The 14,914-nt window shown below is 61.8% G+C and carries 12 protein-coding genes; 2 read left to right on the top strand and 10 right to left on the bottom strand.

The genetic code is table 11. The features are described 5' to 3' along the window. Window positions 1-6 precede the first annotated feature (6 nt). The gene (locus FYK55_RS19990; RefSeq protein ID WP_150078232.1) at window positions 7-1,737 is read right to left on the bottom strand and encodes an HlyD family efflux transporter periplasmic adaptor subunit; all 1,731 of its coding nucleotides are present in this window, start codon (window positions 1,735-1,737) and stop codon (window positions 7-9) included. A 162-nt stretch (window positions 1,738-1,899) separates the two neighbouring features. Further along, the gene (gene larC / locus FYK55_RS19985; RefSeq protein ID WP_150078231.1) at window positions 1,900-3,090 is read right to left on the bottom strand and encodes a nickel pincer cofactor biosynthesis protein LarC; all 1,191 of its coding nucleotides are present in this window, start codon (window positions 3,088-3,090) and stop codon (window positions 1,900-1,902) included. A gap of 203 nt (window positions 3,091-3,293) precedes the next feature. Between larC and ykgO the strand changes: the two genes are divergently transcribed. Further along, window positions 3,294-3,446: a type B 50S ribosomal protein L36 gene (gene ykgO, locus FYK55_RS19980; RefSeq protein WP_094417406.1), complete on the top strand. Its 153-nt coding sequence runs from the start codon at window positions 3,294-3,296 to the stop codon at window positions 3,444-3,446. A gap of 173 nt (window positions 3,447-3,619) precedes the next feature. On the opposite strand, the gene FYK55_RS19975 is transcribed toward ykgO, so the two are convergent. The 6 genes from FYK55_RS19975 to FYK55_RS19950 all read right to left on the bottom strand — a co-directional run bounded on the left by FYK55_RS19975 (window position 3,620) and on the right by FYK55_RS19950 (window position 12,466). Continuing rightward, the gene (locus tag FYK55_RS19975) at window positions 3,620-4,819 is read right to left on the bottom strand and encodes a hypothetical protein (RefSeq protein ID WP_235908838.1); all 1,200 of its coding nucleotides are present in this window, start codon (window positions 4,817-4,819) and stop codon (window positions 3,620-3,622) included. Window positions 4,820-5,015: 196 nt separating this feature from the next. Continuing rightward, the gene (locus FYK55_RS19970) at window positions 5,016-6,821 is read right to left on the bottom strand and encodes an arylsulfatase (protein ID WP_235908837.1); all 1,806 of its coding nucleotides are present in this window, start codon (window positions 6,819-6,821) and stop codon (window positions 5,016-5,018) included. Between the two features lie 337 nt (window positions 6,822-7,158). Beyond that, on the bottom strand, window positions 7,159-7,965 hold the full coding sequence (locus FYK55_RS19965) for a hypothetical protein (protein ID WP_150078230.1): 807 nt from the start codon (window positions 7,963-7,965) through the stop codon (window positions 7,159-7,161). Window positions 7,966-8,145: 180 nt separating this feature from the next. Beyond that, complete coding sequence (locus FYK55_RS19960; protein WP_150078229.1) at window positions 8,146-9,342, bottom strand: glycosyl transferase; 1,197 nt, start codon at window positions 9,340-9,342, stop codon at window positions 8,146-8,148. Window positions 9,343-9,603: 261 nt separating this feature from the next. Then, complete coding sequence (locus tag FYK55_RS19955; RefSeq protein ID WP_150078228.1) at window positions 9,604-10,074, bottom strand: thioredoxin family protein; 471 nt, start codon at window positions 10,072-10,074, stop codon at window positions 9,604-9,606. A gap of 271 nt (window positions 10,075-10,345) precedes the next feature. Further along, window positions 10,346-12,466: a hypothetical protein gene (locus FYK55_RS19950; protein WP_161604645.1), complete on the bottom strand. Its 2,121-nt coding sequence runs from the start codon at window positions 12,464-12,466 to the stop codon at window positions 10,346-10,348. A 464-nt stretch (window positions 12,467-12,930) separates the two neighbouring features. Between FYK55_RS19950 and dgt the strand changes: the two genes are divergently transcribed. After that, the gene (gene dgt / locus FYK55_RS19945) at window positions 12,931-14,094 is read left to right on the top strand and encodes a dGTP triphosphohydrolase (RefSeq protein ID WP_235908836.1); all 1,164 of its coding nucleotides are present in this window, start codon (window positions 12,931-12,933) and stop codon (window positions 14,092-14,094) included. A 27-nt stretch (window positions 14,095-14,121) separates the two neighbouring features. Here the strand turns inward: dgt and FYK55_RS19940 are convergent, their stop codons facing one another. Both FYK55_RS19940 and FYK55_RS19935 read right to left on the bottom strand, forming a co-directional pair. After that, a complete protein-coding gene (locus FYK55_RS19940; protein WP_150078226.1) occupies window positions 14,122-14,337 on the bottom strand; it encodes a hypothetical protein in 216 nt (71 codons plus the stop codon). Between the two features lie 179 nt (window positions 14,338-14,516). Beyond that, on the bottom strand, window positions 14,517-14,906 hold the full coding sequence (locus FYK55_RS19935) for a hypothetical protein (protein WP_150078225.1): 390 nt from the start codon (window positions 14,904-14,906) through the stop codon (window positions 14,517-14,519). Between the last annotated feature and the right edge of the window lie 8 nt (window positions 14,907-14,914).

The following is a 14,914-nucleotide window of genomic DNA, read 5'->3' as shown; positions in this document are numbered from 1 at the left end:
AGGTCGCTAAGGTTGGATTTCGATGCGGGCGGGCAGCCCGCTGGGCGGGATCGAGTTCAATGGCGAAGTGACGACCAGCGATCCGCTGGTCAGATCAGTCTCGCCCGCTTCGCAGACCCAATCGCGTCCGGCGACCTGGACCGCGGCGGAAACCTCCTCGGTCGAAACTTCGTCCGAAGCAAGACGCAACGATTCAATCGGATAGACCGATTCGGTTCGCCGAACCAGTCCCGACCGCCAGCGGCTGGGATCCAGTGGCGGTGCGTCCGACGAGGCCGAGGAATCCGATTCGCCGGGTTCCGGCTGGTCCGCGTCCGACGGCGACGTTTCCAAAGCGGCTTCGCGTTTGGCTTGCAGTTCGACAAGCCGCTGGTCAAGCACGGATTCGTCAGGAACGAAGGTCCAGACGCGGTTTCCCGGACGCAACGCACGCGCCGGAACGACGACCAGTTCACTGGTGGGACTCAGTTGCAGCCGCACCCGAACAAACATGCCCCGCACCAACGCGCTGGTTCGGTCGGAATGTTGTTCGTTGCCTTTCGAATCTTGGTAATGGCTGGGGTCCTCCACGATCACGCGCACGGGAACGGTTCGCGTGTTCGGGTCAATTCCGATGCCGTCGTAAGAAACAAGCGTCCCCGACCAACGTCGGACCGAATTTGGCCGACCGGCAATTGCATATTCGATTTTTGCCGGCGTGTCAGGTAAATCGTACCCATTACTCGACACGGCACGATCCTGGTCCAGCACCCACTGCAACTGGTCCACCCGCATGCTGGCCGCGACTTCGACCCGAGACGTGTCCTCGATGATGACCAGCGGCGTTCCGCGGCTGACAAAGGTGTTCAGGTCGGCTTCTTCGCTGACAATCACCCCGCTGATCGGAGCCGCGATCTCACAGCGTCGAAGATTCAATTCGGCGACCCGCAACTGTGTCGCGGCCAACTGTTCGCTGGCTTCCAACCGGGACCGCCGCGTCTTGAGCAATTCCAATTGGTTTTCCAGGCTGATCAGTTGTTGGCGGGCTTGAAGCAACGCACCCCGCGCCCGGTCCAATTCCGTTTGGCTGGTGAATTGTTTCAATCGCTTTTGGCGTTCGACTTCCTGCTCTTGCAAGTCGACGTCTTGCTCAGCGACCTGGATTGAGCGTCGGGTGTTGGCCATTTCCTGGTCGACTTCTCCCAGGGCCCGATATTCCTGGTCGCGTTGTCGCGAAAGACGCTGGACTTCCAATTCGTAGTCGGTCGGATCGATCCGCATCAACACGTCGCCCTCGCTGACGATCGAACCCGCCTCACAGTCATCCGATTTGTAGATCACTTGCCCGGCGACTTCCGAGGAGACCCGGGCTTCTCGGTACGGAACGACGGTTCCGTCGATGACCAGTTCCAACTGCTTTCCGGTCTCCTTCAAAGATTGAATCCGTTCGACGCGCACCGAAGGCAGGGACTGCAGGGCTGCCGCAGCGGTCGCTTCAGGAACCGGCACGGGCTTGGCTCCGGCTTTCCCCATCACCTGAATGACGACGAACCCGACCAGCAGCAGCAGGATTGGAATTGCGACATTGAACAGCAGGTACTGGTCCCAGCGTTTGGGCTTGCGACCGGTGTGGGTGGAGGCCGACAGGTTGCGACCCGCGTCTGAAGCGTCACCGGCCTGCGTCGCGGACTCGCCATTCGGACTGCCCGAACTGGCAGTCTCGTGCGGCGCGGCGGAATCGAGTTCGGTCAGCGACATCGTGCGTTTTGGGGGCGATCAGGAGTTGGAAAAGTGGTCAATCAGCTGAATTCTGTGAACAGATTACGGTGCGGACGCAAATTCCGGCAGGTCGGTTCGCCAGCAGCACGCCGCCGACGCAGTCAGCCTGCTGTGATTATAGGATAGAGGCGAAAAACGACCTCACCGGCCCGCACACTCCGCCTCCCGGCGAACGATGTCGGCGGTCGTCTGGTGCTCCGCCGCCAGCCGTCGCGCGTCGTCGTCTTCGATTTTGATCCGTTGGTCTCCGCCGGGCAACGTCGACACTTTCGCTCGCACCGGGCCAAACTTGGTCTGCACGGTGGTGAAATGCCGCGGCAGAATGTCGCGCAGGGCGGTCGACCGCCGGATTCCAATGGTGGAGGTGTGGGTGAACATGATTTGCTCCATCGCCGCCACGTCGGCGGGCTGGCAGATCACCGACAGAATCACGCCGCTGCGTCCCTTTTTCATCATGCAGGGGGTCTGGGTGACGTCGAGGGCTCCCCGCTGGACCAGCCGCGACACGCAATCGGCCAACTGTTCACCGCTGGTGTCGTCCAGATTGGTTTGCAACACGGACACGGTGTCTTGCTCGGCAATCTGGTGGGCGCTGCCCGCGGATGCCGGACTTCGTTGTCCCAACAGGACGCGGAGCAAGTTGGCTTGTTCGGGCAGGTCCATCGTTCCGGCTCCGTAGCCGATCCGATCGACCGTCATCGCCGGAAGCGGACCGAATTCACCACACAGTTCCTTCAGGATGGCGGCCCCGGTTGGCGTGGTCAGCTCAGCCCGGATGTCGGTCGACACGACCGGGATCCCGGTCAAAATCTCCGCCGTCGCCGGTGCGGGGACGGACACGGTGCCGTGGGCGATGCGGATCGATCCGGTCCCGGTGGGAACGGGGAGGGCCATGGCGGATGAGATGTTCAGGGCGGTCACGGCGACCGCAACGCCGACAATGTCGCCGATCGAGTCGATGGCGCCGACTTCGTGGAAATGGACTTTTTCCAGCGTCGTCCCGTGAACTTTTGCTTCGGCAACGGCGACGTGGCCAAAGATTCGCTTGGCCAATGCTTTGGCGTCCGGATCAATCTGGTCCGCCCGGTCGATCATCTCGGTGATGTGGTGCAGATGTCGGTGGGCGTGCTCCGGGGGGTGTTCGATTTGCACACCCAGGGCCCGAAAACCACATTTCTTCGTCTCCGCGACGCGGATGTTCAGGTCTGGCAGACCCATCGATCTGACCGCCGCCTGGATCTGGGCTGGGTCGGCGCCCAAATCGATCAACGCCGCCAGTGACATGTCACCGCTGATTCCACTGAAGCAATCGAAAAACGCGAATCGAGTCATGACGTGAGGGCCGCTGAGAAACGGAGCGGATCGCTGATCAGGAAATAAAGCTCGGACGCGACGTCGGCGTCACGGTTTGCAGTTGAAGGGTAGCGGTGGGCCGGTATACTCTGCGACCCGAAATTAGCGTTTCCGGGGAGTGTCTCCGAAACCTGTGACAAAGTACCGCGTTCCGCAGGAACGCCCTCCGGTAAGAGTTTGCGATGAAAGTTGTCAGTAGCATTGGCGCATTGAAGTACCGACACCCCGATTGCCAGGTCGTTAAGCGTCGCGGCCGAGTCTATGTGATCTGCAAGAGCAATCCGAAGTTCAAGGTCCGTCAGGGCGGCGCGAAGGTCAAGAAGACCCGCCGCTAAGCTTCGGCGGCGATGCCGCCGTCTTGGTAGGCGAGGCCGCGCGGGGGGCTCGCCGATCGCTGCAGAGGATTGCTGTCGCCGCTTCGCGGCGAGGGTGTTTTAGCACCCGGATCCGTCGGCTTGCGCCGACGGCAGGGGGCTGTCGCCGCTTCGCGGCTGGAGTCAACGACTCGCTATTGAACTTCGACGGCTTCGAAGATGGCGATCTGGCCGTCGTTGCGTTTACCGGCTTTGTTCTCGCCGCCGTTGGGCCAGGAGAGCGCCACGCCGAACAGCGTGTCACCGACTTGCACCGGGCAGAAGCCGTGCATGTGGTGCATGAACTGCAGGCCCTCGTGGTTGGCGGGGATCAGACGTCCCACGGGCTTACCGTCCTTCATCACCAGCACGGGAGCGACGCCGTCGGTATCGGCCAGGGGGTTCAGTAGCGGCAGAAACATCTGCCCGCCCAGGTGCGAAATGTTGCACGGCGTGGATCGATCCGGCAGCTGGATAAAGTATTCCTTGGCGGTGCCCGGCAGACGCACTTCGGCGCCGTCGGGCGTGAAGCCGTAGACGCGGCCATGAGAGCGCGAAGCGATCTCGACGATTTCCTGGTCGTCCATCTGCTGAACCTGCACGCCGTGGGCGGTGTTGAAGGGGCCACCGACGTTCACCTTGCCGCCCCAGGCGGCGCCGCCCCAGGACCACTCGCCATCACTGATCTTGGCGGACATTGCAAAATCGCCGGGGGCGTAACCGATGACGCACACCAGCGATTGCGTCTTGGGCAGGAAGACCACATCGCAGGGCGTGAAACGCCCACCCTTGGCGAAGTAGGCGTTGACCGTCGGGTTGTCGAATTCATCTCCCTTGGGCTGACGCAATCGGGCGACGATCTTGCCGCGCTGCGAGACAACGATCTCGCCCGTGTTCGTTGACGCGAATGCCCAATACGACTGGCCGTTCAGGAGGAAGCAATCGGCGCCGTGGGCATTCATCCCCTGGGCAAAGAGTTCGTCCTGGTCCTCCACCAATTTCCACTGACCTAGCTCGGGGTCCAGCGAGACCAAGCCGTAATCCTTGACGACCGTCACCACCTCGCCAGATTGCAAATCTCGATCGGCGTTGTTGTGCAAACCACCTTTGGCCGCGGCGACCATCGCCTCGGGTTGTTTGCCAAGGTCGGCCCGGTGTTTCCAGCGGTAGGTTTTTCCATCCTTGGTGAAGGTTTCCCCGATGTCGGAATCGGCGGCCAACGTGGTGGCGGTTTGAGCCGCGGAGTGCTCGCCGTGTTTGTGGTGGGTGTGTCCCTCGTGGGCGGACGCCGCTGCCGACAGCAGGGGCGCCGTCAGGCAGGCGATCAAGATGCGGAAGGTTCGAATTCCAGGCACGTTGCAGACTCCGGGTGGGGGAAATGAGAAAACGGGGCGTGGCCGCTCCTGATTTTGGTCGCCAGCGCTCAAGTCGGCAACTCCAGGGACTGTCAGGCCCCGTCGATGCCGTTGCCCGACGGCGGCCTGCAGAAAACAAACGCTACAGGTTTCTGGTCGCGACCGCATGTCGCTGGCGGCGACTGCCGTGGCGGGATCAGGGGATGTACTCGACGTAGGCGTAGTAGGCTCCGTAAACCTGGCCATCGTCGGTCTGGAACGTCGCCGACAGCGTGGTCGTCTGCGGCTGCAGGTCCAGGTCAAAGACGACCTCTTTGGCGCCGTCGGGGACCGATTGTGTTCGCGTCGCCTCACCGATCTGCAACGTCGCTTTGACGGGGGTGATGGCTTTGCCCGGTGTTTCCCGAAAGGCCCGTTGGCCAGGGACGGGGTCCCCGGGGGGAAGTGCGGTGGCAATCGGCTGATCGGTTTCCTTGGGCCATCTTCGCAGCCGCACCTGGTAATGCCCGGGGCGTGTGACCTTGACGTTCCAGAAGCCCGTGTTCGCCGGGCCGTTCATCGCGGCCCGCACCTGGCTTTGGTTCCACGGCGTCATCCGCGTGGTGATCCAATCATGGCTGGTCAGCCGGCTGGGATTCTCGGCGGGATTCCCCAAATGGATCGCGGTGGATTGCGCAAATGTCGGTTCCAGTTCCTTCCACCAAGCTTCGTAAAACGCCCGCAGTCGCTGAACGACCTCGGGGTGTTTTGCGGCAACATCGGTCCGCTGCCCCGGGTCCAGTTCGATCTCGTACAGCTCCTTCCCGTTGCACAACCGCCAGCGGTCCGTCATCACGGCGGAACTTTTCCATTTGATCGGATCCTTGACCCGCTGGGAGTCGGTGACCAGGATCCGATCGGGCCACGCGTCGGCGTTCTCAAACAGTAGTGGTGACAGGTCGACGCCGTCGAACACCACGTCCTCCGGCGGCGCGATGCGACACAGCGAGATCAAAGTGGGCAGAACGTCGGTGTAACCGGTCAACGTGTTGATGTCGCGTCCGCCTTGCAGCTCCGCGGCCGGCCAGCGGATGAAGAACGGGACGCGGTGTCCGCCGTCATAAAAGCTGCCTTTCTTGCCACGCATCCCCGCGTTGAAGACCTGGTCGCCGCTGGACGTTCCGTTATCCGTTGTGAAGATCAAGATCGTGTTTTCGCGGATCCCCAATTCCGTCAACAAATCTTCCAACTGTCCGACGTTCTGATCGATGTTCGCGATCATGCCGTAGAAGTTGGCCAGCTTGTCCCCCAGGTCCGCATAGGGTTTGCTGAATTCCGGAGGACAATGCATCGGGCCGTGCGGTGCGTTGGTGGCGATGTACGCCAGAAACGGTTGTTGCGCGGCGGCTTGTTTGCGAATGAACCGTTTGGCGTAATCGAAAAAGACGTCGGTGCAAAACCCTTCGACCGGCGTCACTTTGCTGTTGTGCCAGTAGGCGCCGTCAAAATAGGCGTTGTCCCAGTGGTCCGGCGTCTGTCCGACGCCACCGCCGCCATGCCGCATCACTTCGCCAAACCCGCGATCTTCAGGCCGGTAAGGATAGTTGTCACCGAGATGCCACTTGCCGAACATCGCTGTTAGGTAGCCACCGGCGGTGAACACATCTCCCATGGTGACTTCATTCTCGCGCAACATCGATCGTCCCATGATCGTGTGCCACACCCCGGTGCGATTGGTCCAGTGGCCGGTTAGAAACGCGGAGCGGGTCGGCGAGCAGGTCGGAGCGACGTGGTAGTCCGTCAAGCGAACGGACTGGTCATGTACCGCGTCGATATTGGGGGTTTTCAGCCGCGGGTTTCCCAGGCAGCTCAGGTCCCCGTACCCCTGGTCATCGGTGATGACGATCACCACGTTGGGCCGCTCGGGACGGTCCCCGTTGTCGGCGGCCAAGAGTCCCGTCGCGGCAACCATGGACAACATCAGTAAGAACCATCGGAAACGGTTCTGCACGTTGGCACGCATGGCACGAGTCGCGAGGCAGGGAAGCTTGGAAACGTTTGGCCGTATCGGGGAACCGGTTCGGATCAACGTGGACGGGCGCAGGAAGCGAATCATGGCGACTTGGAATGAGGCGGTGCTGGGGAAGAGTCGGGCGGCAGATCTTGCCAGGTCGCGCAGGCAGAATTAGCCAGGTGGACCTGACCGGGCCGGTTCGACCAGGCAGCCCTGAACAGGCAGAGCAGGGGGGAGGCTCCAGCGGAACCGCGTGTCCGCGGTCGCCCGCCTGCGACGTGATCGCCCATGATAACCCGTCCGGCCAAGCGTGCGGCGCCCGCCGCCCTGACGCGGGCGACGACGGTTAAGAATTCTGGCTTTGCGCGAACAGCGCTCCCGAGATGCCGCCCAGGATCAACATGACCAGGAAGGCGCCGATGCGGCCTTTGGGTTTTTGAAAGACGAACACGAGCAAGTACACCACCGTCAAGCTGAGAAAGCCTTTGGTGCGGTCTTCGCGAAAAGCCTGGACAACCAGTTTCATGAAGGCGCCAAAGGCGACCAGGCCACAGGCGGTGCCAGACAATTGCAAGAACGTCCGCATCGCATTGAAATTGCTTTCGCCGGTGACGCGGTTGGCCGACATCACGGCCATCACCGCCAATGCGGTGGCGCTTCCCAACACAAACAAGATCAGCCCCAGCATCCACCACGGCATGCCCGCCCGCTCGGTCATGTCACGCTGCATCTTGTCGGCGGCGCGCATGTCGTCGGCGGCCTTTTGCAGGGCCAAGGTTCCCGAGGAGATATCAACACCGGGGGTCAAGTGCCCGGTCATTTTCTGGCCCGTGGCTTTGTTGAATCCACATTTGGTGCACAGGACGGCGTCGGCGGGCATTTCCGCGCGACACGACGGGCAAACGGCCGCGATGTTGCTGCCGAATCCTTCTTCGTCGAACAGGTCATTCAGCGGGTCCCCGGCGTTCGGTTGCCCGACCGGCTGGGCCGCCGGGGCCGGACGCCCGGCGCCCGCGGAACCGGACGCCGCTGCGCCCCCACCGACGGGCACACGAATCGGTTTCCCGCAGGCCGGGCATTTGACCGCCTTCCCCGCGAATTGGTCTTTGACGGCCAGCGCCTTGCCGCATTGGCATTTGATTTGGATCGGCATGTGCGTGCGAAAAGATCTCAGGTGAGCGAGGGGAGGGCGGAGCGGAATGTCCGTCGACAGATCGTCCGAATCCGAACGATGGGGCCGTCCGGATCCAGGGGAAGCAACCAATCTATTTTCCCCGCCAAATCCCGGTTGTCCAATCGATTTGGATGACCGTGGAGGCGAAACAAGAATCCATCAGGTCGAATCCCGCAGCCGATCGGCAAAATCGGGAAAGGCGGCGCGAACCCGTGTCCAATTGGGAATCGCCTCGGCACCGTTGGGATCGGCGCGAAACATCTCGGCCGAAGTCGTGACGCAACTGGCGAAGGCGTCGATCATGGTTTCTTCGCCGTGCCGATCGTAGTTTAGTCCGTTCACTCGGGCGTCGGCGGCGTACTGGCGGATGCAGTTCTGGGCCGTTCTGAGGTACAGGCTGCGAAGGGTGATGAAAGCGTCCTGGCTGAGCACCACTCCCTGGCTGGCCAGTGTTCGGTAGATCGTCGTCAGGATATCGATCGCCATCTTCATCAACCCGCCCTGCTTGTTGTCCAGAGAAGCGGATTGGTGTTTGTGTTCGTACAAGCGACAGAGGTCCGCCTGGCAAACTCGTTTGTGCGATGTGTTGCGAAAGACCTCGGCCAGCGTGCCCACTTCCAATCCCCAGTCGCTGGGGATCCGATTGGTTCGGGCCAGGTTCCGCGTCAATGAGAATTCGCCCGAAAGCGGGTAGCGGAAATTGGCCAAGAACTGGACGAAGCGGCTGTCGGGGTACAGCTGCTGTAGCGCCCGCAGCAACGGAAACACCAACAGCCGGACGACGCGGCCGTGCATCCGGTCCGTCACCCGGGCGTAATAGGCTTTGCAGAATTCAAAGTCCAACGCCGGGTGGACCATGGGCAGGCAGAGCCGGGCCAACAGGAACCGGTCGTAGTCCACGATGTCACAGTCGTGCAACACGAACACATCGATCGTCGGGTCGGCCAGCAGGTAACCAAAGGCGGTCCACACGCTGCGTCCCTTCCCGGCCGTGGAAACCGGGATCCCGGCATGGATCAGCTCGTTGTACAGCGACTGGATTTGGGGGCCGTCGGTCCACAGGACACGACAGCGGTCACCCAGCATCGCGGTCTTGGACTTTGTTTCCTGGTAGTCCGCTTCACTGGGGGCCACGCCCAGGGTCACGACGATCGTGTCGATGTAGTCGGCGTGTTGAAGTTCGTGAAGGATCCTGACGAACGGATCGGCACGCATGTCCGCGGCCGTGACCGGCAACACCAGCCCAATCTTGCTTTGCTGGGTGGCGGTCCGCAGCATGTCCTCCAGCTGTTCCAGCTTTCCGGTCTGCAGGTCATGGATCGTCGTGATCAATTCATGCTGGTAGAAATCTGGCATACGAAGGATCCGCTGAAACGCCTGCTAGGATGACATCGCAAGAGTTTCAGCGTATTGGGCTCCCTTAGCAAGCCCAGGACCGGCGTCGTCGGCGGTCCTCCGCACGAGATTGACCGGCGTCGTCGGCGGTCCTCCGCACGAGATTGACCGGCGTCGTCGGCGGTCCTCCGCACGAGATTGACCGGCGTCGTCGGCGGTCCTCCGCACCAGATTGACCGGCGTCGTCGGCGGTTCTCCATCAAAGATTGACGGGCGAAAGCATCATTCGACGAACGGGTTGGCCTTCGGTCCCGGCGGAGGCGCCGGTTCGGCGGCCAGCATTTCATCGGTCGTGTTTTCGCCGACCCAGGCCGTCAGCTGCTCGGCCGACATGAACCCGACTTCGTCTCCGATGACGCGGCCGTGATGCATCAGGATCAATCGCGGGATGCTATTGACCTGGTAGCGGGCTGCCAAATCCGGACGCTGGTCGACATTGATTTTCTCGATCCGGGCTGGAAAGTTGGAGTGTGCGAGTTCCTTCAATTCTTCGTCGATCATCCGACAGGGAGGGCACCAGGGGGCGCCAAATTTCATCAACACCAGTCCGTCGACGGGACCCGATCCGGAAAACGTCGTTTCGCTGCCCGCACCCTGTGATCCGGGTTCGGTGAAGGATGTCAGGTCGGAGGAGACGATCAGAAGACCGATGCATCCGAACGCGATCAGTGTGATGGGGACGAGGTATTTCATTTCAGACGATGCGGGTAGAACGAGTGGCCGGAATCGAGCCTGGTCGTCAGTTTGGCAGTGTGTCGCTAGTGCGGATTTTCTCAGATGCAACAGTTGCGCCGATATTCAATCGACGCGTCGCGCGTCCGCCCCCTCGCGCTTCCGTGTCGTTGTGAATCCGCGTTCTCGCGGATCCATCCGCCGCACATCGGAACCGTAGCACACCGAAGACCCTTCAACGGATAAATGTCGGATTGCCGGTGGGGACCGACACGTCGGTGAAAAGGTGCCATCAATTTTGCCCGATTTGCTCCTCCGGAGGCGTTTGCAGCAAGCGGGGTAATTGTCGCAGCAGGAAGCGAGGTATCACCGCGATGCAGCGGCCGCTGGCCGGATCGATCGTCACGCCGCCGACCGGCCCCTGTTCGGTCCCCGCCTGTTGCAGGATCGCTCCGATTTGGCCCGCCATGCGTGCGGGGTCCGCGGCTTGCGGGAACCAGACCACGACGGGAAACCGGTCGAAAGAGGCATCCGATCCGACCCACCAGTGTCCGTCGTCGACCGTACGGACCCGCAAAGACGTGTGCTCGAATGCCTGGTCGAACGCGTCGGCCGCCGACACCGTGTCGCCGGTGCGTGGCATCACCTTGTCGGTTGGCCCCCGCTGCTGAAATGCCAGGTCCTGCCAATTCACAAAACAGGTGGCCGAATTCAGCCGCGCCGTCTGTCGGATCAGGGAAGCCAACGTGACCGGTTGCAAACGCTGCGGCCCGGAAACGCCCCCGGCCAGCAGCGGCCACGCATCAACCTGTTGTTCGTAAGTGCCCGCCCAGCGAAAGAAAATCGGGTCGGGCAGTTTCCCAGGGGCTCGGCGTGCACGGCGGATCGCGTCACACACCAGCACCGCCAACTGTTGCGGTCCCGTCTCCGCCGGCACATTCACCGCGGACGGATCACCTTCGTCGCCTTGTCCCAACAAGGTTCGCGCAACGGTCACCGCAGATTCCGCCTGATCGCCAAGGTCGGAGAAATCCAGGATCTCGCCGACCGCTTGGGACAACGCCGCGTCACTTGGCCGCAGCACGATCGACCCGGCTCGCTTTTCGAACGTTGCGCCGATGGAATCGCACAGCGCCGTCAAGATCTCTTCCACGCTGAGCCAACCGCGGGGCAACTGGACCGGTTTGGAAATTGGAAAACCGACGATGTCAAAAGAGACCCATTGCAGTTCGATGGGCGCCCCGGAAACCTGGCCCAGTACCAGCGTCAAATCATTCAGCGGGTAACCGGCTTCGTTGCCGGCATCGAACGCCACGCTGATGCCGAGGGCTTGCCGCATATTGATCGGATCGATCCCTTGGACCGCCACCTCGGGTGTGACGTCGCTGGTCGCGGCACGCTCCAAATCCATTTGGTCGATCGAGGGCGGTGCTTGTTCGGTCGGCGCAACTTGGGGCTGGCCGAGATCCAGTGTGGAGAAGATCTGGCGCAGGTCGTCGGGCAATTCCTTCATCGTTGCGGAATCATCGTCCGGCTGCTCGCCGGCATCCAGCGGTGAGCCTTCCAAGCCGGGGATACCGGCCAGCGGATTATCGCCCAGCAACCCTTCGGGCAGTCGCGGACCACTTTCCGCGGGAGCCTGCTCCGGATCTTTTCCGGGTGCGGTCGGCGACTCATTTGTTTCGGCGGCGTTGTCATCGGATTCGGACGACGCCACCGGTTGGGCATCCGCATCCTGGCTTGCTCCGGTTTCGTCGGCAGTTTCCTGGGAAGGCGACTCGGATGCCGGCACCGCAGCATCATCGTCGCCTGAATCGCTGGCGTCGGAAACATTCGATTCAGACGGGTCGACATCCGCTTCCGCCGGGTCAACGTCGCCGGCTCCTGGGACCGATTCGGCGACGTCAGGAGCGGCTTGGGTGATCGGTGCCGGGGTGCGGTCTCGGGTCAGCACGCCGAACAGGATCGTCGCCGACAGAATGCTGGCCAGCGTGACCGCGACGACAGCCGCCCAGCGTCGTGACTTGGCCGCCTTTTCACTGTGCCAGTCGCGGGGCACGCCGGCGTCCTGATTCGCGTCGCCAGGAAGCCCTGCGGCGGAAGGCTCCTTGTCGGTTGATTCGTGGTCGGTCGATTCGTGATCGGTTGATTCGTGGGGGGCAGCGGTCGCGACCGGTGGCGGTGCGACCACGGGGGCTTCCGGCCGGCCCGGCGATGTCCCGCCGGTGAGGTGCTCACCGGATGGCAGTTGTCCGATCGAATCCTCGGTGACCGCCGCGCTATCAACGCGGTCCCGGCCGAGAGCGACATTCTGGTGAACCGGCGGCTGCTGTGGATCCGCCGGTGCGTTTTTGGGGGCCGGTTCCGTCGGACGCGTCAGTTGGACCATCGAATGGCACTTGGGGCATGCCACGATGTTGTCGACCAACTCGGGACGCCCAACGCGAAGGCGGCTGCCGCAGGTGACGCAGGAAACGGAAAACGGTTGAAACTTCAAACGAAAAGGCCCAAGGCGCGTGGGAATGCGGTTCCGGGATGTTGTCAGTTTACCACTGGTTCAACGATTCCGCATGAAAGTCTGGTGCGCGTCAGCGACCGGCGGCCACATTGGTGTGGGCGATTCGCGTCCGGACCATTAGGATTGGTTTAGTGGATTGTCGATCCGCCGACCCGATCGACTTGGAACGTTTGCGGGCGGTGCCGCTTACGCCGGTTGCCGGGACTGATTTGCGTCTTCGTTTTGGTTTGCCGTGACGTAGGCTGTTTTGACCCAAGTGCCCTGGTGGGGCCTTCCGTTCCTGCACCGACGGCTTGACTCCATCATGACGGGCTCCGGCGGCTGGACCTTGAGATTCCGTTCCTGTTTCCCGATTTTCCGTGGCTCCGCAGTTGACCCCCATGCTGGACACCCGGCGATACGATGACCGCGAACACCTGCTGCTGGCCCAGTACGCGATGCACAGCCGGGACACGGAGGGACGGAAGTACGCCGAACCAGAACACCCCTACCGCGGGCCGTTTGCCCGCGACCGTGATCGCGTCTTGCACAGCAGCGCCTTTCGCCGGCTTTCCGGCAAGATGCAAGTGTTCACTGGCGAAATGGGGATCTATCATCGGACACGGCTGACGCACACGTTTGAGGTCGCCTCGCTGGCGCGCACCATGTCACGCGTGTTGCGTTTAAACGAAGACCTGACCGAGGCGTTGGCGCTGGTTCACGACATCGGGCATCCGCCGTTTGGACATTGCGGTGAAGACGCGCTCAGCGAATGCATGCAGCGTGTGGGTGGATTTTCCCACAACGGGTTTGCGCTCGTCATCGTGGAGCAGTTGGAGCAACGTTATTCGGCGTTTCCCGGATTGAACCTGTCGCTGGAGATCCTGGGCGGCCAAGACGTTCGGGCCCACAAGGCCGAAGCCGCGATCGGCCGCAGCCCCTTGCTGGAGGTGCAACTGGTCGATGCGGCCGATTCGATGGCTTATGACGCCCATGATGTCGACGACGCCTTGCAGATGGGTTTGCTGTCGATGGAGGAACTGTTGGAGCTGGCGATCGTCCGTCGGGCGATGCGAGGCGTCCGCGAAAAACTGGGGGATGGTCCGGTCCGACGCGAGCGTCAACTGCTGGTTCACGAATTGATCGATCTGCAGGTGACCGATTTCCTGAACGAAGCGCTGGAGCAATTGGTCGAATATCAGGGACACACCGCCGACGAAGTCCGTGACGCTGGCGTGCGTCTGGAACACAGCGAAGCGATCCGTCGCGAACGCGGTGAGCTGGAAGCGTTCTTATTCGAAGCGGTTTATCGGCATCCCCGTTTGATTCCGGTTCGACGGGCCGCTTACCACCGTTTGCAGGACATGTTCGAAGTGCTCAGCCGCGATCCGTCGCGACTGCCGCTGCGGTTTCGGCGGCGGGCCGAAACTCGACCGGTCGAAATGGTGGTCGGTGAATACCTGGCGGGGATGACCGACACCTTTTGTGATACCCAGTACAAATACGCGACCGATGGCAGCACCGGACCTCTGTCCGACTGGTAGCATCCGTCGGTCGACTTCGGGATCGGCTCAGGAACGCGATTCTTCGATCTCGTAAAGCAGGAACACAATCACGTCTCCGCCCGAGAATGTGTTCAGCGGTCCGCCGCCCGCGGTCGGCGAGCTGGACAGATTGCCGTTGATCGAAAGCACACGGATCCCGTTCTTGCGAATGAAGCGGTTGATCCGTTTTTCCATCTCGTCGGTTTCCGTGTCGACGCTTTTGAAGATTTTGACCTGCTGCACAACCTGGCTCGGGGCGAAGAGGGAGGGTGAAGGGGGAAACGTGTTCCCACTATACCGGTTGTCGCACCGAAGCGTTGAGCGTGGCAAACGCGTTGACGCAGTCCGCTGCCTTCTCGGGCGATCGCTTCATCAATGCAAGTGCACTATCGGGGGAAACACGTTCATCGAGGCAAGCGCGTTCATCGGGGCAAGCGGGGCGGGGTGAACGCTTGGCTGATCGCATGGGCACCGGCCAAGACCGCGATGCTGCGACGGATCCCGGCCTGGGCAAACAGTCGACGCATGCCGATCATCAGCGCATGCCACTGTTGAATCGTTTCCGGGACGGAGACTTGGCTGGCGTCGCTGCGATCAAACCCTCGTTGGCTGATTTGCATTTCCGTCGGCAGATGCAGCAGGGCTTCCAGCATCAGGTGCCGGCGGCAATCCAATTCATTCAAGTCAGGGTCGTCGTAGATCCACAGATGGGGGGACAAGACGCGGTCGATCATGCTGAGCGCCGCGGATTCAGCCGAGTCGCTGGTTTGGATCAGTCGAAGTTGACCACACTGGACGTAAAACTTTGCCATTGAAGCGT

It is taken from the genome of Roseiconus nitratireducens, assembly GCF_008629675.1.
Taxonomy (GTDB): domain Bacteria; phylum Planctomycetota; class Planctomycetia; order Pirellulales; family Pirellulaceae; genus Stieleria; species Stieleria nitratireducens.
Note: the sequence above shows the minus strand (reverse complement) of the source record. Positions and strands in the feature narration are given on the sequence as shown.